General features: G+C 51.6%; 20 protein-coding genes and 1 pseudogene. 13 read left to right on the top strand and 8 right to left on the bottom strand.

Translation table 11 applies throughout. From position 1 onward, the window contains the following. Positions 1 to 109: 109 nt before the first annotated feature. On the bottom strand, positions 110 to 838 hold the full coding sequence (locus GVJ63_RS14980) for a LytTR family DNA-binding domain-containing protein (RefSeq protein WP_033769736.1): 729 nt from the start codon (positions 836 to 838) through the stop codon (positions 110 to 112). Further along, positions 835 to 2,505 carry a sensor histidine kinase gene (locus GVJ63_RS14985; protein WP_010257859.1) on the bottom strand — a complete coding sequence of 557 codons (1,671 nt, stop codon included), beginning with the start codon at positions 2,503 to 2,505 and terminating at the stop codon, positions 835 to 837. Before GVJ63_RS14985 ends, GVJ63_RS14980 begins: the two co-directional genes overlap by 4 nt. A gap of 279 nt (positions 2,506 to 2,784) precedes the next feature. Here GVJ63_RS14985 and GVJ63_RS14990 point away from each other — a divergent pair, with 279 nt between their 5' ends. Both GVJ63_RS14990 and alaC read left to right on the top strand, forming a co-directional pair. Then, the gene (locus tag GVJ63_RS14990; RefSeq protein WP_159227066.1) at positions 2,785 to 3,339 is read left to right on the top strand and encodes a GNAT family N-acetyltransferase; all 555 of its coding nucleotides are present in this window, start codon (positions 2,785 to 2,787) and stop codon (positions 3,337 to 3,339) included. A gap of 87 nt (positions 3,340 to 3,426) precedes the next feature. After that, positions 3,427 to 4,659 (top strand): alanine transaminase, encoded by a 1,233-nt coding sequence (gene alaC / locus GVJ63_RS14995; RefSeq protein WP_033744233.1) that lies wholly within the window; start codon positions 3,427 to 3,429, stop codon positions 4,657 to 4,659. A 51-nt stretch (positions 4,660 to 4,710) separates the two neighbouring features. Here the strand turns inward: alaC and ypdK are convergent, their stop codons facing one another. From ypdK to GVJ63_RS15010, 3 genes are all read right to left on the bottom strand, one after another. Continuing rightward, positions 4,711 to 4,785 carry a membrane protein YpdK gene (ypdK, locus tag GVJ63_RS15000; protein WP_099257831.1) on the bottom strand — a complete coding sequence of 25 codons (75 nt, stop codon included), beginning with the start codon at positions 4,783 to 4,785 and terminating at the stop codon, positions 4,711 to 4,713. 202 nt (positions 4,786 to 4,987) lie between these two features. After that, entirely contained in the window at positions 4,988 to 6,016 is a 1,029-nt protein-coding gene (locus tag GVJ63_RS15005) for an HlyD family secretion protein (RefSeq protein WP_010257869.1), read from the bottom strand. A 2-nt stretch (positions 6,017 to 6,018) separates the two neighbouring features. Continuing rightward, entirely contained in the window at positions 6,019 to 7,617 is a 1,599-nt protein-coding gene (locus tag GVJ63_RS15010) for an MFS transporter (protein WP_159227067.1), read from the bottom strand. Positions 7,618 to 7,766: 149 nt separating this feature from the next. Between GVJ63_RS15010 and GVJ63_RS15015 the strand changes: the two genes are divergently transcribed. The 5 genes from GVJ63_RS15015 (at position 7,767) to GVJ63_RS15035 (ending at position 11,772) form a co-directional block, all read left to right on the top strand. Continuing rightward, the gene (locus GVJ63_RS15015) at positions 7,767 to 8,552 is read left to right on the top strand and encodes an IclR family transcriptional regulator (RefSeq protein ID WP_010257875.1); all 786 of its coding nucleotides are present in this window, start codon (positions 7,767 to 7,769) and stop codon (positions 8,550 to 8,552) included. A gap of 7 nt (positions 8,553 to 8,559) precedes the next feature. Beyond that, a complete protein-coding gene (locus GVJ63_RS15020) occupies positions 8,560 to 9,012 on the top strand; it encodes a universal stress protein (RefSeq protein WP_010257878.1) in 453 nt (150 codons plus the stop codon). A 9-nt stretch (positions 9,013 to 9,021) separates the two neighbouring features. Next, positions 9,022 to 9,828, top strand: coding sequence for a hypothetical protein (locus GVJ63_RS15025; protein ID WP_052272199.1), 807 nt, complete (start codon positions 9,022 to 9,024; stop codon positions 9,826 to 9,828). 274 nt (positions 9,829 to 10,102) lie between these two features. Beyond that, the gene (locus GVJ63_RS15030) at positions 10,103 to 10,384 is read left to right on the top strand and encodes a lipoprotein (RefSeq protein WP_033758553.1); all 282 of its coding nucleotides are present in this window, start codon (positions 10,103 to 10,105) and stop codon (positions 10,382 to 10,384) included. Between the two features lie 512 nt (positions 10,385 to 10,896). Then, complete coding sequence (locus GVJ63_RS15035; RefSeq protein WP_050679710.1) at positions 10,897 to 11,772, top strand: SMP-30/gluconolactonase/LRE family protein; 876 nt, start codon at positions 10,897 to 10,899, stop codon at positions 11,770 to 11,772. 38 nt (positions 11,773 to 11,810) lie between these two features. Here GVJ63_RS15035 and GVJ63_RS15040 read toward each other — a convergent pair whose 3' ends face one another. After that, a complete protein-coding gene (locus tag GVJ63_RS15040; RefSeq protein WP_022624176.1) occupies positions 11,811 to 13,037 on the bottom strand; it encodes an OFA family MFS transporter in 1,227 nt (408 codons plus the stop codon). Positions 13,038 to 13,322: 285 nt separating this feature from the next. On the opposite strand from GVJ63_RS15040, the gene GVJ63_RS15045 reads away from it, so the two are divergent. Next, positions 13,323 to 13,556, top strand: a complete 234-nt coding sequence (locus GVJ63_RS15045) for a hypothetical protein (protein ID WP_010257893.1) — start codon at positions 13,323 to 13,325, stop codon at positions 13,554 to 13,556. Positions 13,557 to 13,592: 36 nt separating this feature from the next. On the opposite strand, the gene GVJ63_RS15050 is transcribed toward GVJ63_RS15045, so the two are convergent. Continuing rightward, a complete protein-coding gene (locus GVJ63_RS15050) occupies positions 13,593 to 14,492 on the bottom strand; it encodes a DMT family transporter (RefSeq protein ID WP_159227104.1) in 900 nt (299 codons plus the stop codon). Between the two features lie 177 nt (positions 14,493 to 14,669). Between GVJ63_RS15050 and GVJ63_RS15055 the strand changes: the two genes are divergently transcribed. From GVJ63_RS15055 to GVJ63_RS15075, 5 genes and pseudogenes are all read left to right on the top strand, one after another. Continuing rightward, positions 14,670 to 15,539, top strand: coding sequence for a helix-turn-helix domain-containing protein (locus GVJ63_RS15055; protein WP_124890181.1), 870 nt, complete (start codon positions 14,670 to 14,672; stop codon positions 15,537 to 15,539). Between the two features lie 565 nt (positions 15,540 to 16,104). Beyond that, positions 16,105 to 16,605: a type VI secretion system contractile sheath small subunit gene (gene tssB, locus GVJ63_RS15060; RefSeq protein WP_010671384.1), complete on the top strand. Its 501-nt coding sequence runs from the start codon at positions 16,105 to 16,107 to the stop codon at positions 16,603 to 16,605. 33 nt (positions 16,606 to 16,638) lie between these two features. Then, on the top strand, positions 16,639 to 18,186 hold the full coding sequence (tssC, locus tag GVJ63_RS15065) for a type VI secretion system contractile sheath large subunit (RefSeq protein WP_159227068.1): 1,548 nt from the start codon (positions 16,639 to 16,641) through the stop codon (positions 18,184 to 18,186). A 51-nt stretch (positions 18,187 to 18,237) separates the two neighbouring features. Then, a pseudogene (locus tag GVJ63_RS15070) lies at positions 18,238 to 18,714 on the top strand (VasL domain-containing protein); the annotation flags it as partial. A 496-nt stretch (positions 18,715 to 19,210) separates the two neighbouring features. Next, a complete protein-coding gene (locus GVJ63_RS15075; RefSeq protein WP_139568782.1) occupies positions 19,211 to 20,020 on the top strand; it encodes a DUF6387 family protein in 810 nt (269 codons plus the stop codon). A 35-nt stretch (positions 20,021 to 20,055) separates the two neighbouring features. Here GVJ63_RS15075 and GVJ63_RS15080 read toward each other — a convergent pair whose 3' ends face one another. Then, a complete protein-coding gene (locus GVJ63_RS15080; protein WP_159227069.1) occupies positions 20,056 to 22,032 on the bottom strand; it encodes a hypothetical protein in 1,977 nt (658 codons plus the stop codon). Between the last annotated feature and the right edge of the window lie 7 nt (positions 22,033 to 22,039).

Raw genomic sequence — 22,039 nt, forward strand, 5'->3', positions numbered from 1 at the left:
CCCGATCGCCTGCTTCAGCGGGGCAGGATCGGGAAAACCCCCGGATTTTTTGCTGCTGCTCTCCTGCTTCGCCACCCCCCTTTCTGAACAGGCCTTTAACCCTCCTGCGCTACAGGCGCATCAGCTGTCGAAACTGCTTCACCTTACTGCGGCTGACCGGCACCTGAAACTCCAGATCGCGCAGCTTCAGCAGATAGGTGTTGTTAAACCACGGCTCGATTTCACGAATCTTGCTGAGGCTGACGCAGAAAGAGCGGTGGCAGCGGAAAAATTGCTGTTCCGGCAGGCGTGAACAGAACTCGGTAATATTCATCGACATCACGTAGGATTCGCGCCGGGTATAAACAAAGGTCAGCTTCTCATGCGCCTCAACGTAGTAAATATCATTCACGTCAGTGACGATAATGCGCTCATCTTTGATCAGGTTGACCGTCTGCGGCGCGGGCGTGGCGCTGAGATGGCTGACCGCCTGCTGCGCCTGCGCTGTGGCTTCGAGCTTGTTCAGCATGGTAACAATCCGCGACTCCTGATAGGGCTTGAGAATGTAGTCAAACGCCTCCAGCTCAAACGCTTCCACCGCATGTTCTTTCCACGCGGTAATAAAGACAATCAGTGGCTTGTGGGCAAACTGATGGATATTCTGTGCCAGCAGCATGCCATCCAGTGAGGGGATGTTGATATCGAGGAAAATCACATCAACCCGATGCTGTTGCAGGTACTTCAGCACGTCCAGACCATCGTCAAAACAGGCTTCAATCTCGATTTTGCTGTGATGCTGAATCATCCAGCTCAGCTCCTGCTGCGCCAGGAATTCATCTTCCACAATAATGGCTTTCATAACAGATTCTCCGCCAGGCGCTGGCCATTCTTACTCAGCGTAAAGGAAATCTCGGTGCCCGGCTGATGCCGCACGATATTCAATCCCTGACCCGACAAAAGTTTTACCCGATGATGCACATTGAGCAGGCCGATTTTATTACCGGGCATCTCGTTGCGCGCCACCCGTGCTATCACTTCGTCACTGATGCCCTGGCCGGTATCCCGCACCGAGATCCGCACCTGATCGCCCAGATCCCGGACGCTCAGCGTCACCACGCCTTTGCCTTTACAGGGCTGGATGCCATGGACAATGGCATTCTCCACCAGAGGCTGGATCAGCAGACTCGGCAGCAGAAAATGGAGATCCTCATCGACGTCATAGATCATCGTCAGCTTATCGCCAAACCGGGCCTGCTCGATGGCGATGTAATCTTTCACCTGCCACAGCTCTTTACGGATGTCGATTAGCTCATCGTCGTTCAGTTCCAGGTTGTAGCGCAGATAGCGTGACAGATTTATCACCAGCTGACGGGCGGTATCGGGATTGAGCCGGATAGAAGAGGAGATAGCATTCAGGGCGTTGAACAGGAAATGAGGATTTATTTTACTTTGCAGCGCACGCAGTTCCGCTTTATTAGCCATCTCGCGCAACTGCTCGGCACGCGATACTTCAAGCTGGGTTGAGATGATTTGTGACAGGCCGATCGCCATCTCCTTCAGCGAGCCGGTAATACGGTGTGCGCGGCGATAGTAGATTTTCAGCGTGCCGGTGACTTTGCCTTTCTCCCACAGCGGGATCACAATCATGGAGTGAATATCTTTGGTGCGATGCGCTTCATCGTTGTTCTTAATGATAATTTTACCGCTGGCGATCGACTGCGCCGTGGTGGGGCTGATGCCATCATCCCCATGTTTATAATTATGTTCGCCATAGCCGACGTAGGCCAGAATCTGTTTTTTATCGGTCATCGCCACCGCATCGGCTTTGATCTCCCGTCGGATAATGTCACAGATGTTGCGCAGCGAGTCGCTGTTCACCTGACGGAACAGCGGCAGGGTTTTATTGGCGATCTCCAGCGCCAGCTTGGCCTGGCGGGCGGCAATCGCCTCTTTTTCCCCCTCGACGCTCTGCACCAGCAGTACAATGATGCCGATACTGGAGGCACCGAGGATCATCGGCAGGGCAATTTCCGACACAATCGCCAGCCCGAGTGAGGTGGGGCGCGCCCACACAACAATCAACAACATCGTCAGGGCTTCACAGAGCATGCCGCCGACGATACCGGCACGCCAGCGGTGCTCTTTCAGTACCCGGCGATTAATACCGCCCGCGACGATACCGGCAATGATGCTGGTAATCAGGCAGGGCACGGAGGTCACGCCGTGAATATCGATCAGAAAACGGTGCAGACCGGCGATAACCCCGGTGGCGATCCCGACCCAGGGACCAAACAGAATGCCACCCGCCATCACGGCGATGACCCGCACATTCAGCAGTGAACCATCGACATCGACACCCGACCAGGTACTGAACAGCGCAAACAGGGAAAAGATGGCAGTAACCGCCACTTTCTCCGCACGGGTGTGTTCATCTTTTTGCAGCAGCTGACGAAACGGGCGGGTGCGTGTCAGAAAGAACAGGCAGATCAGCATCAGGGCGGCGCGGTCAAATACTGCCAGTAACATCGTGAAGTGGGAGGACACAGGCGACTCGTCGGCAATGGAAAGTGCCTCTATGATAAAAAATGTGATCGCGAACCGCTAGCGTCCCGATCAATCACGGCGGGAGTTAGTGTTTCAGATCAATTTTTACGGCATATGGGCAAAAAGAGGAAAGGTTGAGTGCATTAAAGGGGAACAGTTTTTTCGCCCTGCAGAGGCTGGTCGCTAAGGTGCCGTTTTGCTATGTTGCGCGATGAGGTGCGCCAGTGACCGCTGGAAAACCGCGCCCATCGGGAGCAGCAGATGCAACTTGTCACCGCCAGATTAACCCTGAGTAAATTACAGCCAGAAGACTGGCAACTGTTTCGTGCCGTCCATGAAGATCGCGACACCATGACCTGGGTGAGCGAAGTCCCCGATGAAGCGGATATCCGCCAGCGCTTCACCGAGCGTCTGGCCCCCTGGCAGGCGAGCAGTTTTCATATGCTCTGCCTGGTTGCGCGACGTCGTGACAACGGTGAGCCGATTGGCCTGTTTGGCTGCAGCCCCGAATGGGAGCCATATCGTCAGGCGGAGGTGGGCTATATGCTGCTGCATCGCCACTGTGGTCAGGGATATGGCAGCGAAGCCCTGGCTGCGCTATGTCAGTTTTTGCTTGAAGCCGATTTCCACAAACTCAAAGCGATGGTGATTGAAGGGAACTGGGCGTCACGCCGTATTCTGGAGAAAAACGGCTTTCAGCTTGAGGGCACGCTACGGGATAATTATCTGCTGAACGGCTGCTGGGTGAACGATTGGCTGCTGGGGCGGCTGAATCCGCAAAAATTAAAATATTTTCCGCCACCCTCGACAAAATGATCCTCGCCACGTTATGTTCGTAACGGGTCACCACAGTGACCCGCGTCGCTCGGACGGTCCGGGCGCTTACGTAATCCAGAGGACATCATGGCTGATAACAGCACACCCCGTCGTTTCTCGCGTATCGAACGTTTACCCCCTTACGTTTTCAACATCACCGCTGAACTGAAGATGGCTGCGCGTCGGCGCGGCGAAGATATCATCGACTTTTCAATGGGCAACCCGGATGGTCCGACTCCGCCACACATCGTCGAAAAGTTATGCCAGGTGGCGCAGCGTGACGATACCCACGGTTATTCCACTTCTCGCGGTATTCCGCGCCTGCGCCGGGCAATCTCGCGCTGGTACGCCGATCGCTATCAGGTTGAGATCGATCCTGAATCAGAGGCGATTGTCACCATCGGTTCCAAAGAAGGCCTGGCGCACCTGATGCTGGCGACGCTGGATCACGGTGATACCGTGCTGGTGCCCAATCCCAGCTATCCGATCCATATCTACGGTGCGGTGATTGCCGGGGCGCAGGTACGCTCGGTGCCGCTGGTGGCGGGTGTCGACTTCTTCAATGAGCTGGAACGCGCCATTCGCGAGAGCTATCCCAAGCCAAAAATGATGATCCTTGGCTTCCCGTCCAACCCTACCGCACAGTGTGTGGAGCTCGACTTTTTCGAACGGGTGATTGCGCTGGCGAAGCAGTACAACGTGCTGGTGATCCACGATCTGGCCTATGCCGACATCGTCTACGATGGCTGGAAAGCGCCATCGATTATGCAGGTGCCGGGCGCGCGTGATGTCGCCGTCGAATTCTTTACCCTGTCAAAAAGCTACAACATGGCGGGCTGGCGCATCGGTTTCATGGTGGGCAACAAAGAGCTGGTCGCCGCGCTGGCGCGAATCAAAAGTTATCATGACTACGGCACCTTTACGCCACTGCAGGTGGCGGCGATTGCGGCGCTGGAAGGGGATCAACAGTGCGTGCGCGACATCGCAGAGCAGTACAAACGCCGCCGTGATGTGCTGGTCAAAGGATTGCATGAAGCGGGCTGGATGGTGGATAACCCGAAAGCCTCAATGTACGTCTGGGCAAAAATACCGGACCATTACGCACATCTGGGGTCGCTGGAGTTTGCCAAGAAACTGCTGCAGGAGGCGAAAGTCTGTGTCTCGCCCGGTATCGGGTTTGGCGACTATGGTGACACGCACGTGCGTTTTGCGCTGATAGAGAACAGCGATCGTATTCGTCAGGCGGTACGGGGAATTAAAGCGATGTTTCGTGCCGATGGCATATTGCCAGGCAGCATAAAAATGGAAGAAGAACGCTGACAGCCAGCAGGGGCGACTCAGGGGTCGCCCCGTGGCGGCACTGTCACGCCATTACTTCAGCAGCAGAACAAAGGTTCCGAACCAAAGTAACGCGAAAAAAGATATTCCCATCAAGGCATATTTCACAAAGCAACTCCTCTGAGCGGTTACGATGATGGCGATCCCAAACCAGTGCAACGCGAACAGATGTGGAAAAGAGATCGCCATTTACAGTCATGGTCTGCTCTTTTCCGGGTTGATCTGAATAACTCAGAACAGGATCGAGCGCTAATTTACGCGGAATCCTCCCCAAATGAAATAGGTCCGTTCTGAGATATTGCTCACAATTTTACGGCACTTCGATTTCAGGGATCGCCGACATGCCTACACGTAACTGAGCCAGATGCTGTTGGTCGCCATCCAGCACAATTTTCACCGGCAGACGCTGAACGACTTTAGTGTAGTTGCCGGTGGCGTTATCGGGAGAGATCGCCGAAAAAGTTGCGCCGGTGGCCGGTGCGATGCTGTCCACATGACCAGTAAAGGTCTCGCCCGGCAGGGCGTCCACCCGGATCCGCACCCGCTGGCCGGGACGCACATCGCTTAACTGCGTCTCAAGATAGTTAGCGGTTATGTAGGTTTGCTGCAGTGGCACCACCGCCAGCAGACGGGTGCCGGCTGATACGTACGCGCCGGTCCGCACCGAGCGCTGACCTACCATGCCGTCAACGGGCGCAGTAATGCGGGTGTAGGAGAGATTCAGCCTGGCCTGATCGACGCTGGCCTTCGCCGCTGCAACATCCGCTTCCGCAGAACGCACCGCCGCCTGTAACACCCCCACCTGTTTTACTGCCGACGCCAGCGCGGCCTGACTCTGATGCACGGCTGCCAGCGCCGAGCGCTGGTTTGAGCTGGCTTTCTGCTGATCGTCGGCTGCCACGGTACCGCTTTTATAGAGGCGGTTATAACGATCGGCGCTCTGACCGGCATACTGCGCAGAGGCTTCGCTGGCCGCGACGCTGGCTTTCTGTTGATCAATCACCGACTGCTGCTGCTCCAGCTGTGCCTGACTGCTCAGCAGTTTCGCCTGGCTCACCTGCAGGTCAGCCTCCGCACTCTCAAGCGCCACACGATAGTCACGATCGTCCAGCGTCGCCAGCAGCTGACCCGCTTTGACCTGCTGATTATCCTGCACCTGCACATGGCTGATGTAGCCCGAGACTTTCGGTGCCACCAGGGTGTAGTCCGCATTGACGTAAGCGTCGTTGGTGCGGTGATCATTGCCGGTCATCAGTGACCAGACCACAAAAGCGATGGCCAGTAACACCAGCAGCAACAGACTCAGCAGCAGGGTTCTTTTCATTTCGAAAGCACGCATATTCAGTTATTCCGGGAAGGGTTTTGAATCAAAGTTTGAGGCGGCCACACCCGTTTTGGCAGGATGGCGGTAAGCAATAACAGGCAGGCGGCAAAGCCGGTCAGCATCAGCCAGCTGTCGCTCAGACCAAGGATCGTGGCCTGATGCCTGACCAGGGTAGCGAATCCGCTGAGATTATCGGCGGCGCTGATGCTGCCATCCGGCAACAGCGGCAAGCTGCTGCTGGCCTGACTGGCCGTCGGCGCTGTCATCAGCCAGCTGCGACTGGCCGCCTGATTAATCAGCACACTGGAGTGAAACTGCTCACGATGCGAAAGGAAAACCTCAACCAGCGTAGAGGCAGCGATGCTGGAAAAGCCGCGCACCGTATTAAACATCGCCGAGGCAAACGGGCCTTCTGGCGGGGCCACAACGCTGGTGGCGCTCATCAGTATCGGCAAAATGATCATCGGTTGTCCGAACGCCTGCAGGATCTGCAGCAGCCAGAAATTCTGTCTCGCCCAGTCACTGGTGATCTGTGTGCCCAGCAGACAGGAGGTCACCAGCAAGCCGACGCCCGCCGTCAGCATCCAGCGGCAGTCGATCCAGCGGATATTCAGCAGGGCTGCAATCAGTGGTGCGATCAGCAGTTGCGGCAGGCCTACCGCCAGCGCCAGCGGGGCAAACTCAAGTGTGCGAAAGCCGCTGACCTGAGCAAAATAGGCCGAAGGCAGCGCGGAGCCTGAAAGCCCAAGGATGAGCACGCAGGCCAGGCCCAGCAAGCCATGCGCCAGATTTGGCCGTCGGAGCATCTGCAATTTAAACAGCGGCAGCGGGTGAAACCACTCATTAATCAGGAAAACCAGCAGCAGCGGCAGCGCGGTGAGCAACATACCGGTAATCAGTGGCGAGTTCAGCCAGTCGAGGCGCTCACCCTGGGTCAGCACCAGAATCAGCAGCGCAACACCACTGCAGCCGGTCACCATGCCGAACAGATCGATCTGCTGAAAGCGTTCCGGTCGCAGCGGATCCCGGGGCAATCCCCATCCTGTCAGCAGCATAGCGATCAGCATCAACGGCACGACCTGCCAGAACACCATCATCCAGCTGACGTGATCGGTCCACAACGAGGCCAGCGAGGCCGCCATATTGGGGCCAAACGTCGCGGTGAGGGCATAGCCCGCCAGGCCAAAAAGTTTAAAGGGCGGCGGCAGAAAGCGCAGGGCGACTGTCATCAGCATTGGCGGTAAGGCGCCGCCAAACAGGCCCTGCAATACGCGCAGGCTGATAAACAGCGTCGGATCCCGCACCAGCGGCAGCAGAATGCCAGTCAGCATAAATCCCGCCGACACGCCTAACGTAAAACGCCGCAGCGACAGGGTGACGGCAAACCAGGGCGCAATCATCATGGCGGCTACTTCTGCCGCCTGATAGCCAGAGATAATCCAGCTACCCTGATCGTAACTGATGCCAATCGCGGCACGGATATCGGCCAGCGCGATATCACTGACGCGATCGTTCAGCCCGGAGGTCAGGGCGGCGATGAGCACGCCGACTAATCCCAGTGCCAGTCGCAGTGTAAAAGGATGAGGGGCCGGCGCGGCGGCAGGCTTAGCGTTCATTGCAGGCGATCTCGTTATTATGATGCAGTGTACTGCGATGTGATACAGGTCGTAATATTACATCCCGGTATACTGTATTGCAATGTGGTACAGGCTGTAAAAAGTGCGGCATTCGCGCTACAGTAAGGCAGCTCAAACAGGACGACGCTATGGCACATCAACCCTCCAGCCGCGAGGATGAAAAAACGGGCGGTATACAGGTCATTGCCCGTGCGGCAAAAATTCTTAATGCGCTTGGCGAACAGCCCGGCGGCATGAGCCTCGGTGAGATTGCTCAGGCGGTCGAACTGCCGCGCTCAACGGTGCAGCGTATTGTTGCCGCGCTCGACAGCGCAGAGCTGGTGCGCAGCAGCGGGGCGGGCGGATTGCGTCTGGGGCCGGCGCTGTTAAAACTGATCTCCAGCGTACATACCGATGTGGTTGATCTGGTCAGTCCGCTGCTGGAAAAACTCTCTTCCGACACCAATGAAACCGTCTCGCTGGCGCGCGCCAGCGGCAGTCAGCTGGCGATTATTCACCACGTGGTGGCGTCGCGTGAGCTTCGGGTGGTTCCGCATATGGGACTCAATCTGCCGCTCTACAGCACCTCCGGTGGACGGGCGTTGCTGGCGCTGGAGTGTGAAAAAGATGTACGGACGATCGTTGGCGACGCCTGGCAGGAGTTAACCGATATGACGGTGAAAACGCTGCCTCAGTTGCTGCAACTTATCAGGGAAGTGCGCGAAACCGGTATCGCCGTGGATCGCGGTGAAACGCTGGAAGGTATCTCTACCATGGCGTTTGCGCTGGATACGCTGTTTGGTCGTTTTTCTGTCTCTTTGCTGGTGCCTTCTGCACGTTTTCTGCGACACGAAGCCCGTTTTCGTGACGAGATGCTGAAGTGTAAAGAGGCACTGGTGCGTGAAATCGGCAAAGTCGCCGCGATAGAAGGATAAGCATTCGATGAAAACCCTGCTGATGGCCATTGATCACTCTCCGGTAGCGGAAAAAGTGGTCGCCTTAACCATTGAAGAAGCGCTGGCGCATCGCGCCGAGGTGGTCGTGCTGTGCTGCGTCGATCCCGCTTACTCCTCCTGTAATCAGCCAATGGAAATCGATGCGGGTGAAGATCCGGCCGATTTTGTGGCTGCGCAGGATGAGCAGAATACGGCAGAAATGGTGGTGCGCCATGCACTGGCTCCGTTACTGCGCGCGGGCATTAATGCGCGGGGCATGATTCTGGCGGGTGACGCGGCAGATACTATTGTTGCCCAGTCGCAACAGCTTAAGGCCAGCATGATTATCATGGGACGTCGCCATCTCTCCTCTTTGAATCGGCTGTTAAAAGGCTCGGTCAGCGCATCGGTTATTGAGCGTGCTCACTGTCCTGTGCTGATCGATGTGCGTAAGGATTAATCCCGCCGCATGAATGCTCTGCTTTTTATTACGCTGGCCGCGTTTGCGCTGCTGGCGCTGATTGTAATTGTACTGATCAAAACCACCCGGCTGCGTTTGTGGCAGGGGCTGATCATCTTTCTGCTGCCCCTGATACTGGCGAATCTGCTCTGGTTCAGCTGGGTTGCGCCGCATCAGTTGCAGGCCAGTCAGCGTGAGCAGGCGGTAAATCAACTGGCAAAGATGCCGGGTTATCGGGTGCTGCAGACTCAGGAACCGGCGTTATGGCTGTTGCTGACCCAGGAGTTGACCCGGCGCATCCGGGCGGGGGAACCAGCTGAGAAGGCGACGGGCGAGCTACGTGGCTGGCTGATTGAGGTGATTAATCAGCGGCTGATGCGCGGAACTGATGCGGCGGTGGTCAACTATATCAGCGTCTCGGTTGAAGAGATGCGGGCGCTGAACCAAATCGATCCGGGCCTCTGCTTCCGTTATCTCTATCCGCAGGTGAGTGGTGGCATCAATCTGCTGACCACGCTGCCGCCGTCGCTGAATCGCAAAGAGGCGGATGCCATGGAGCAGCTGCTGCTGAACAGTCCACTTCCCGAGCAACCGCTGGATAAGACGCAGGCGCAGGATGATCTGCAAAAAATTGTCGCCCGGCTCTATCAGCAGTGGGGGGATAAGCTGCAGCAGCTGAATATGCCTGCCGACACGGCGGTTGATCGCTCATCGCTGTGTGCCATGTCGATTGATCTCTACAGCGCGATTCTGGCATTACCTGACAAGCGCGCCGCTAACCTGTTACGTAGAATGATTGCACTGACTGGCCAGTAAGCGGCAGCGGAGCAGCGGAATGGCGGGCGAAAAAAAGCCCGCTAAGCGCGGGCAGGGAAGAGAGGAACAGATTTTTATTTTTGGCATTTCCTGGTGTGGTGCAGTCTTCGTTTTGTCTGAATGCATCTTGTCACGCCGTGCATGATAGTGATAGCCGTTTAATCGTATTACATTAATCGGTAAAAGCTTCTCAAGTTTTGAACTTTCGCGCATTAATCCTATGGATGCGCGGCATGCTGCGTCATAAACTGCGCGGCAACGTGAGGATAACTTAATGAAAAAACTAATAACCGGCGCACTGGCGCTGATTTTGCTGAGTGGATGTACTGCCAGCAAACCCGGGGCATTTGAACGTGTAGATGAAGATCCAGGCTCAAATACCGTGCAGTACCGTTTTGACCCGGTAAAGGTCAATCGTGATGCAATGAATATTGATCTGGCGAATTACTGCAGTAATAAAGGCTTTGATAAAGTCGAGGCGTTACCTGCGCAGGAGAGTCATATTCCGGGACTGCAGAAAGCGTGGTTCCAGTGTAATTATGCTGTGAAAAGCTAAATAAAACGGGCGGGATAATTATCCCGCCCTTAAAGTTTAATGCTTTTATTTTATGCTGTGTGACATCTTTGCCCGTTAGCGGCGATGGTGACCGCCATGATACCCACCGTGATAACCTCCATAGTAGCCTCCATGATATCCGCCGCCACCCCCGCGGTGCCAGCCATTGTCGTGTCTGGGGCTGATGATACAACCACTTAATAAGGTCATCAGCGCAACCACCGAAGCGACTTTAATTAATCTCTTCATCGGAAGCTTCTCCTCTTTTCCAATGACTATGACACTACGCTGGAAAAGTGGAGTGAAGATGCAGGCTTTGTAGAGTTATTTAAGAAGGTATGACGGAATATTTCAGAGTGCTGCGTCTTGCAGCGGAGAATAATAAAGAAATAAGAATGAACTGAATAGTAAATACTATCAAAGAGAATAGTCTCAAAATCAAGCGAAAATAATTCTCATTTGAAAGTTTTTACAACTACATTATTAGCATGTCAGTTCAACGGGAGAGAAACATGGTGCATGACGTTAAAAATATTCTGGCTTTACAGGCTGAACTGGGCGAATGCCCGCTCTGGTCAGTGGAAGAACAGGTGCTGTACTGTGTCGATATTCTGGCACCCGCCATTCACCGTTTTGATCCGGTCAGCGGTGAACTGCAAACCTTCCCGCAGGCGGAAGAGGTGGGATGCATCGGTCTGCGTGAGCAGGGCGGTCTGATAGCAGCATTGCGTGGCGGTGTCTGGCTGCTGGATGCGCAGGGTAAGCCAGAGAGAAAGATCGCAGAGAATCCCGGTGTGGCTGCGCAAAGTCGCTTTAATGATGGCCGCGTTGATCCCTGGGGGAATTTCTGGTGCGGCAGCCTGTGGGAACCGCAGGACAAAAATGGCGGGCTGCTGTGCCGCGTGACGCCTGACATGAAGCTGGAGGTCAAGGCGCGTGACATTAAAATTTCCAACGGACTGGCCTTCTCTCCCGACCGGCGCTGGATGTATCACAGTGACACGCCGAATGAAGCGCTCTATCGCTATCCATTAAACGCGCAGGGCGAACCGGGCGAACGCACCCTGTTCCGCCGTTTCGACGCGAAAGGTGGATTGCCGGATGGTGCCGCAGTGGATAGCGAAGGATTTTACTGGTCCGCACAGTTTGATGGCGGTCGCGTAGTACGCATCGATCCCCAGAGCAGCGAAATCGTCGATGAGATCCTGCTGCCGGTGAAGTGGCCAACCATGGTGGCCTTTGGTGGCGCCGATCTTAAAACGCTGTTTATTACCAGTTCACGGGAAGATCGCACCGAAGAGGAGCTGGCGCGCTATCCGCAGTCAGGCGATATCTTTGCGGTGGACGTCTCTGTGGCGGGCATGGCAGAGCCGCGATTCCGCGGCTAAACGTGAACGGGCCGCTCTGGCGCGGCCCGTCGTGATGGTTAATGACGTTGCAATACAGGTGTTGCTGTAACAGAACTCTGTGGTAAGCGGATGGTGAGTGACAGGAACAGGGAGATGACCAGCAACGTCATAATCAGGCTGAAGGTGACGGTGAACCCGCCAAACAGCGAGGCGACCAGTGAGCCCAGCACGCTTCCGATACCAAATCCGAGATAGAGCAGACCATAGTTTTTTGTCAGGTTGTTAAGGCCGAAAAAGTCACTGACCAGCGACGGGAATACCGTGATGGTACCGCCAAAGCTGAAGGCTACACAGGCGAGTGACAGGAAGAAGGTGATCTCATTCATTCGGGTAAACAGCAGCACGCTCATCCCGATCAGCGACACGATTTGCGCCAGTGAAATAACCCGAATGCGCATCATTTTGTCAGACAGTATGCCCAGCACCAGACGGCCACTCAGGTTGGCAATCGCAATCACCGTTACCGCACTGGCAGCGGTCTGCGTAGTCAGATGCACCAGCCCTTCGCCGATATCTTTGGCAACGCCTATCACATAGAGACCGCTCATGCAGGCTGTCAGGAACATCAGCGCCAGCATCCAGTACTGAGGCAGACGCACCGACTGTGCCAGCGTGTAATCCCGCGCATGTTGCTGACCATTCGTGCTGCTCCCGGTATCCTGAAGGGGGGCATCACGCATCAGAAGTGCACCGAGGATAATCATCGACATCGCGAGCACGCCCCAGATCATAAAGGTCTGCTCCAGACCCACTGTTGCCAGCAGCGCCCCGCAGATAAATTTGAATCCCAGACTGCCAAGACCGTAAGCGCCAATCGCACAGGCAGAGATCATCCCTTTGCGCTCCGGAAACCACTTCACGCAGTTTGAGAGCGTCATCAGGTAACCTGCGCCATCCGCCAGACCCACCAGCAGTCCGGCGCTGAAATAGAGCATCATCAGGTTATTAGCATGCGCGGTAAGCCAGAAACCCAGCGCCATCAGCACACCCGCCCCGATAGTGACGCGGCGTACGCCAAAACGTTCCTGTAATTTACCGGCCAGCGAGGAGGCAATAGCCAGCCCCAGGCTCAGCAGACCAAACGAAAAAGCGACCTGACTGACCGTCGCATCCAGCTTCTGTGACAGCTGGCCGTTAAACAAACTCCATGTGTAGACTGACCCCAGCGCGAACTGAGTGATTACCGTTCCGAACAATGTAAGCCAGCGAGCACGCTGGTAAGAAGCCTGTTGAGTCTGGTTCATAATTTATCTCTCCCGTCCGGGAATCTGGAAACTGCGGTCAGAATAAAGCAGTGATTCGCGCGCGTGAGCAGTAAAGGCATGAACGGAACGGATCGGGGAATGAAATGCCATTCAGGCGGTATGAATGGCATCGGGAGAGGTTAGCGACGTCGCGTCAAAAGTAAGCAAAACGGCAGCTTAATGATTAAGCGTAATTAGCCGTAAGATAATGTTTCATTAAGATGATTCTGTGAGCAGGTTTACAGATTATTTGCCAGGCTAAGAGTTCACTTATCAGGAGGAAATATGAAAGACCGGACATATGAATCCAGCACCAGTGAGGATGAAGTTTGCTGCATCATCGGTCAGGCGGTGATTGAACTCAGTACAGAACAACAGCCTGTGACCAAATCGACGCTGGCATTAAAACTGCTGTCGATGGCCGATCGTGATAGTGACGATGAGCGTGTTTTGCTCTACTGGATTGCGCGTAAAGCGATCAATAAACCACAGAAACTCCTTCAGCAGCAGTGGGCATAACGCCCATCCGGACGCGGGCCTCAGCCCGCCTCCGCGTCAGATGATTATCCGGCGACGACTTGCCGGCCAACGGGCAAACATCACGACATTGCCCAGTAAAATCATGACAAGGCCAGGGATGGCGCTGGCATGCCACTCATATCCTTCATAACGGGTAGAGAGTGCCAGCGCCACCAGCGGAAACAGCACCGTTGTATAGGCAGCCCGACTGGCTCCGATACGTCCCACCAGCGTAAAATAGGCCCCGAATCCCATCACCGATCCCACGATAGCCAGATAGATCAATGCCCCAAACCACTGTGTATTCCATGTCGGCTGCAGCGAAACACCCTGCAGCAGCGAGACCAGTGCCATGATCAGCGCACCGTATAACATGCCGTAACTGTTGGTTGTCAGCACGTCACGTTGCAGACGCTGATGCCGCTGACTGATCATATTGCCGAATGAAAATCCCAGGGTGCCCAGCGCACTTATCCCAATGCCCCACATCAAGCCGGTCGAGGCCTGAGTGCTGCGCAGATCGTGCCAGAACAACGCAATAATGCCCGCCATGCCGAGCACTATCGCCGGAATCAGACGTGCGGAAGGGCGCTGACGGAAAAATATCCAGCTATTAATGGCGTTATACATCACCGCCATAGAGAAAATGACCGACTCCAGTCCGCTGCTGATATAGCCAGAGGCGTAATAAAAGCAGACAAAGTTAAAGCCAAAAACGCAACAGCCCTGCAGCACACAGAAGAGGTGATCCTGCAGCGTCAGCCTGTGCAGACGCTTTATCAGCTTAAGCAGCAATAACATGACCAGCGAGGCCAGCAAAAAACGCCAGAAGACAGCGACAGTTACGGCGCTGATGCCTGCAGACTGTTGCGCATAAATCGCAATCCAGGTCGTGCCCCAGATCAGCACGACTGAGAGATACAAAAACAGGTTCATTACCAGATTCTCCACCGCAAAACGCCGAGTCTGCACCCGCAACGCTCCCTGGTCTTGCAGCGGATTGCGCAGGGTTTGCAAAATCTTGCGCATTTTTACTCTCTGTCCCGATGTGCTCTGTTTTCTGTCCCGCGCAATCCGTAAACTGGCACTCTGTTTATCTGAACTGATACCCCGATGAGTCGCTTCCAGACCTTTGACATGCTGCAACGCCACAAAGCACAACTGCGCGATCAGGTGCAGCTTCACAGCGGCATTCAGCTGGCAGCCTGGTTTAATAGTGGCGATCGCGTGACAAATCTCAGCGACCATCACACGCTGAGCCTTTACGTGGCGGGCGGCTACGATACCTGGCATAAAACCCCGCATGGCTGGCGTAACGGTGGCGCACCCGATCGCTTCTGTCTGATGCCGGCTGGCACGGAATCGACCTGGGATCTGCGTGCGGATCTCGCCTTTGTTCATCTCTATTGCAGCGAGAACCAGCTACGGCAACTGGCCGAACGGGTCTGGGACCGCAGTCCGGCGCAGTTAAACCTGCATGAGAAAGTCTTTTCTGCTGATGACCGCATTACCCAGCTCTATCGACACTTTCTGCTGAGCAGCGACTGGCAACAGCCCGCCAGCCAGCTGACGCTGAGCAGCGCATCAACACTCTTGCTGACCCATCTGCTGCAGCACTACAGTGAAGTAAAGTGGCAACTGCCCCAGGTGCGGGGTGGACTGGCTCCCGCGGTATTACGGCGGGTTCTGGAATTTATTGAAACCCATCTCGATCAGCCTTTAACCCTGTCTGTGCTGGCGCAGGAAGCGGCATTAAGTGAGTTTCACTTTGCCCGCATGTTCCGTCACACCACTGGCGAGGCACCACACCAGTTCGTGATGCGCCGTCGTATGGATCGTGCAAGGATGTTGCTTGAGCGGCCCGATCTTACGCTGACCGATATTGCCCTTCAGTGTGGTTACCACTCTTCAGCCCACTTCAGCCATCGTTTCCGGCAGGTTTATGGTATGACGCCCTCGGCGTGTCGTCGGGAAAGTCGATGAACTTCTTAGCGGCAACAGGCACATTAGCAGCGTATAACAGTGCCACAAATCATTAACATAACTTATTATAAAAACTAACCCGTTTGGGCTGGTTCTCGTTTTCACTTTCTGCCGCTATCCTGTAAAAAAAGCATGAACCGCACTTTTTAGCATTGGGTAATTTCTCTGCTCAATCCCGCAATGAACTATTCACTGAAACATTTTTTAGTCCCAGCTATCATGCGCCTCACAGCCGAAATCTTAAGAAAAATCTTATATATCAGATCAGTATAAGATATTTTCTGGCAAGATTGCTTTGTTACATATGGTTACATATTATCATTTCCTTTAGCTGACCCACTATTTCTAAACTCGCGCCATGGGTGTTTATCTGAAAAATAAATTCAGGATTTACGCTCTTTCATCGCGTCATATCGCCAGTAAATGGAATGTACTCGCTTCTGACCGCAGGTCCTGCTTTTCATTGAATGTTTAATAGCAGGAATGTTTTATGGCAGGGTAAGCCATTCTTAATATTTGACACTGGCTGTGGCGGTTTCTATCACTCCATAGAACAGGGACAGCCATGTCTAACTCTTCCTTTCAGTCCGAAATACCCAAGGCACGTATCAATTTAAAACTTGATTTGCATACGGGCGGGGCGAGCAAGAAAACCGAACTCCCCCTGAAATTACTGGTGGCGGGCGACTTCAGTAATGGTCAGGAGTCCGCGCCACTCTCTGAACGCAAAAAAGTTAATCTGAACAAAAATAACTTTGACTCAGTACTTTCCGAATATTCCCCAAAAGTAAATCTCACCGTTAAAAACACGCTTGCCGGTGACGGTAGCGAAGACAATATCAATCTGACATTCCAGAGTATGAAGGATTTCACCCCTGAGCAGGTTTCCCGGCAGATCCCTCAGCTGAAGGCGATGCTTTCCATGCGTAATCTGCTTCGCGATTTAAAAGCTAACCTGCTGGACAATCAGGCTTTCCGGAAAGAGCTTGAAAAAATTCTGCTCGACCCGGCATTAAGCGCAGAACTCAGATCTGAATTGTCTGCTCTGGCCCCTAAACAGCCATAACGGTCAGGATGTTTTAACGGATTAATAAGGAAGATGTTGATGTCTGTAAAAAATGAGAATGCCGCGGGTGGCGAGAGTGTGGTGCTGGAACGTCCGGCCGCTGGTGGGGTTTATGCGTCTCTGTTTAAAAAAATCAATCTGAACCCGGTCTCCGAACTCAGTGCACTGGATATCTGGCAGGATGCGCAGGCGATGTCGGATGCGACTGCGGATGAACGTTTAACGGCCGGGATGCAGGTGTTCCTGGAGTGCCTGACAAAAGCGGGCTCAAAAGTTGAAAAACTCGACAAAAACCTGATTGACCATCATATCGCTGAGCTGGACTACCAGATTAGTCGTCAGCTTGATGCTGTCATGCACCATGAGGACTTCCAGGCGGTAGAAAGTCTGTGGCGCGGCGTGAAATCGCTTGTCGACAAAACCGATTTCCGTCAGAACGTGAAGGTTGAACTGCTGGATATGTCCAAAGAAGACCTGCGACAGGACTTCGAAGACTGCCCGGAAATTATCCAGAGCGGACTGTATAAGCATACCTATATTGATGAGTATGACACCCCGGGTGGAGAGCCGATTGCCGCGCTGATTTCCGCCTACGAGTTTGATGCTTCCGCTCAGGATGTAACGCTTCTGCGCAACATCTCTAAAGTCTCTGCTGCTGCGCATATGCCGTTTATCGGCTCCGCTGGCCCTAAATTTTTCCTCAAGGATTCGATGGAGGAAGTGGCGGCTATAAAAGATATCGGTAACTACTTTGACCGTGCCGAGTACATCAAGTGGAAATCGTTTCGTGAGACGGATGATTCCCGCTATATCGGTCTGGTGATGCCGCGTGTGCTGGGCCGCCTGCCGTATGGCCCGGATACCGTACCCGTGCGCAGCTTCAACTATGTTGAAGAAGTGAAAGGCCCGGATCACGACAAATACCTCTGGGCCAACGCATCCTTCGCCTTTGCATCCAACATGGTGCGCAGCTTTATCAATAACGGCTGGTGTGTGCAAATCCGTGGCCCGCAGGCCGGTGGTGCCGTTCAGGATCTGCCTATCCACCTGTATGACCTCGGCACCGGCAATCAGGTGAAAATCCCCTCTGAAGTGATGATCCCGGAAACCCGCGAATTTGAGTTCGCCAATCTCGGCTTTATTCCGCTCTCCTTCTACAATAACCGCGACTACGCGTGCTTCTTCTCGGCGAACTCGACCCAGAAACCAGCCCTGTATGACACCGCGGATGCGACAGCCAACAGCCGCATCAATGCGCGTCTGCCGTACATCTTCCTGCTGTCGCGTATTGCCCACTACCTGAAGCTTATTCAGCGTGAAAACATCGGTACCACTAAGGACCGTCGTCTGCTGGAGCTTGAGCTGAACACCTGGGTTCGTAGTCTGGTGACTGAAATGACCGATCCGGGCGACGAGCTGCAGGCTTCTCACCCGCTGCGCGACGCGAAAGTGACGGTGGAGGATATTGAGGATAACCCGGGTTTCTTCCGCGTGAAGCTCTATGCCGTGCCGCACTTCCAGGTGGAAGGGATGGACGTCAATCTGTCGCTGGTTTCCCAGATGCCGAAAGCCAAGTCATAAGCTAAGGCAGGAAGCCAATGAAAACGGAACAACCATTATGGGGCAGGGGCGTTACCACAGGTTTTAATAACACAAACACAGCAGCAGCTTGCCCGGCTGGGTAAATTGCCTCCTGACTGGAATATTGAATACAGTCGACAGTTGCTGGAACAGGTCCGGGTACTTTGGCCGGAGCAGGCTAAGCCACTAATCCAGCAGTGGCAGCAACAGCTTAATGCTGCCGCATTGCCAACAGAACAGCTGAATGGCTGGTCTCAGGGAATGGCGACACTACAAAAACTGAGTGACAGGCTGAACGAACTGGATGGGCAGAAAGGAAAATACCTGACGGTCAGTGAGCTGAAGTCAGTCGTTTTTTCCGCTATGCAGTCCTTTAATCAATCCATACCGGCTGAAGAGCAGCTAAGGGTATTATCACAAAATCCAGCAGGCGAACCTTTGCCTGCGGCTGTCAGAACTCAGCTGGAGATGCATCTGAAGCAACTGATAGCCCGTTATGCAGAAATAAAACAGGATGCATTAAAATAAAAAAGATATTTAAAGCACAGGTATCCAGCTGATAACCCAGACCTGGCAGGTCATAATCACAACTCATTCACTAGTGTTGATGGATTTGCCTAAAGAACATAGCCAGGGCCGGCAAATGATTATTGATTCTGAGAAGAAAAAGGGCAAAGGGGGATAGCCGTCAGTAATGGCTTGATATTGATTATTAAGAGTTTTAATTGATAGGGCGGGTTTAAGTACAGGGCAGGTCTGGTGTCCCTGCAGAAATCGAACTTGTGATTAAAATGCTGATTTGAAAGGTTTTTATTGGAGTTAAGGTTTTTATACCATCATAGATACCAACACTCAAAAATAACCTTAAAAACCGTTGTAAGACACTGAAAAAAACGTCTTAATTATACTCAATTTTATCAGCCGTTGTTACTGTTTCACAGCTTGTTGATTGAAGAGCTGGTTCAAGGTGATGATGAGCTGACTTCTACATTGAGCTATAAAAACACAAATGTAAGGCCTCGGTATGGATACGGTTCAGATCTACAAAGAGCTACAGGCTTGGTTTGACTACGACAACTATGTTGATGTTGAGTCTTGCACTTTGAAAGGCTTACATAAGGAGTTACAGGTCAGAAAGAACATCCTCGATTCAATTGAGTTTTTTGGAGAAGGGGATGTTTATTTTAACCAGATCCTTGCAGGTAAGCCCTTAATCAGTAAAACGTTTGATAGCAACACTCATCTGACGGAAAGCCAAACGCACATACGACAAGTCACCTTCAATCATGTTGAAGCACTCAAAAGATCTCTTGGGATGTTCTCTCAGGAATCGTTTGTCAAAGGAACTGATCAACTTAAGAAAGAGATCAAAGAGCAGCCACTCACTCAAAGTATGAGAGCCGTTTTTCTGGGAACCAATGAAAGCCGCGTATACACCTACTTAGACCTCGAAAGCTCATCAGATGAAGAAATCATAGGCTCGCTTCGTGCACTACTTCCTGTGTGGAGGAAAGAGTATGGAATCAAGGGCAGGAAGCAAGAGGCTTTCGGTCTGGGAAAGATTCTGAAGTTGGTTGACTACCGTATCCTTCCAATGATTGATCTGCTCATGTGGGCTAAGTTAAATGATGTCTCTCTTTCGAACACCATCCTTTCCAGAGTTCTTTATCCTAAGCTCACAGATGAGGTTCGAGGAGATGAGCAACTCAAGGACACAGATCGACCAATAGCTGAGAGAGCTATGTCAGGTGAGACCTGTAAGAACGTTGAGAGTTTCATAAATAAGAATCGTCATCTTATGGATGTCACTCTCGCAATGTTAAAGAAATTATAGTTGGCAAATGATTATTCAACTAAAAGGTTGAATCTTCAGTAGGAACCATTTTTCAATTTTTGTTTCATTAATAAATTTCTGTCGTGCATTTTATCAATAAATGGAGAGAGAAGGTTATTAATTTGTGAGATTATATGCTTATTAAGAGCGAGCTTTCCATCTCTTTCACAAGCAATAAAGCAGCGAAAAACCATATCAATTAACATTGTTCTTTTATCATAATTGTTGATTCTTTTTTTCAAATCATCTATCGATGATAGTAAATTTTCATAAGTTGATGGATATGCGTTTAAGCATCCACAGATATATCCTAAATATCGGAATTCAGTATTATTTATTAATATTAAAAGTGCATTGAATAGAGAGAGCATTTCGTCTCTTGGAAATGCAACGCTATCAGAACCGCAGTGGTAAAAACTTTGCAAGTCAGCTATTAATTTTGAGAAAGCACTCATCTCATAATCGGATGAAAGAAGAGTTGGAGAGGGTTTATTGTAAAGCGAAACAATATGTTTAACGTGAAACCTTTCTTGATTCCTATCTCTAAATAAATATGAAGGTTTAATCTTAGTTAGAAGGGGAAGTTCTTTGGTCTTTAAATACCAATCATGTGCTGTCGGTAGTAAAAATTCGATTAACCAATCATGAGTGGTCAAAGCATCAGCATATAGGTTTTCCCTGATAGCTAAATCAGATGGTTTTTGAGTAAGGAGACTAAATGATTGAGGTGGTTCCCAAAGAACAACAGCTTCGCGAATATCGAATTTATCGATGCTTTGTGGGGGCACTATTCTAAAAGAAACATAGCGACAGGGAAAAGTACTATGATTAAAATGGTTAAATACCATGATTCTATTATGCAAAGCGTTAAATATGGCCCATTCGCCTTCGTTTTCTACATAATCGAAATCCGCACAGAAGTTATGCAGCCTATACCACATCCATAGAGGAATCTTCATGATGGGAACACTATTTTTGCAATAACCATCATCATCAAAGTTATAACTGCAAAACAAACTTCCAATTTGTTGAATTTTTTCTTTATAAGCAAACCAGAGTTTATCAAAAGCTTTACAAATACCTTTAACGCTATTGTATGGTAAAGAGATCCGAAGATTTCCAAGATCACATATAAATTCATTGTCGTTGGATTTGAAAAGCCACGGACGGCACTCAGACTCAGGTGGTGTTACCGAACCTTCGAAAGCATAACTTAAAAGAAAATCTTGGCTTAAAGTAACTAACAAATGATTGTAATCATGATGTCTAAGTTCAATAAAGCATGAAATTGATTGCCTGTCTGGTGTGGGTAAACAGGAAACAATGTTTACATACTCATTAATGTAACTATAGGGTTCTGACTCTTTGTTTTCTTTCTCCCCACGGTAATTACTCCAAGAGTTTTGCTTTAGTTTCCCCCAGATACCCTGATTCTTGATTTGCCAAAGTCCTTCTTCACCACGAAGTCTTTCAATATATTCCTTACTAAAAAACTCAACTATCAAATTATCAGAATGAACTGACTTCATCCAAGATTCAATATCTTCGCGGCCATAAACTTCATGGCGGATACCGAATTTACGCAACCGCTCTTGTTGTTCGGATATAGTATTGAAGACTCTGGCTGAAATGAAACTTGCTGAAATTATATTAAAAGATCTTAATTTAAAATCCCATTCTGATATGTTACCAATGAATTTATCAACCGCTTTTATGTATTTTGATACAGATAATGTCGCCCCTCCTTTGCAATCATATAAGTCATTAACTGACTCATTATTATTGTCAGTGATTTTAACTATAATATCGCCACCTAATTGAACACAGCCTCTACCACCAGTAGATTTAACACTTACAGACAATACGTTATGATGATTTTGTTCCTTAAGTTGAATTAAGGAGCGACAAAAAGATTCGAAAACTTCAGGGACGGGTAATCTGTCATATGGCAAATTATAGTCACCTCCACCTGCGGGGCCTGTTGCTGGCATACTTTTAATGTTGACATCCATATACATC

It is taken from the genome of Pantoea sp. 18059, from assembly GCF_902706165.1.
In the GTDB taxonomy this organism is placed as follows: Bacteria; Pseudomonadota; Gammaproteobacteria; order Enterobacterales; family Enterobacteriaceae; genus Pantoea; species Pantoea agglomerans.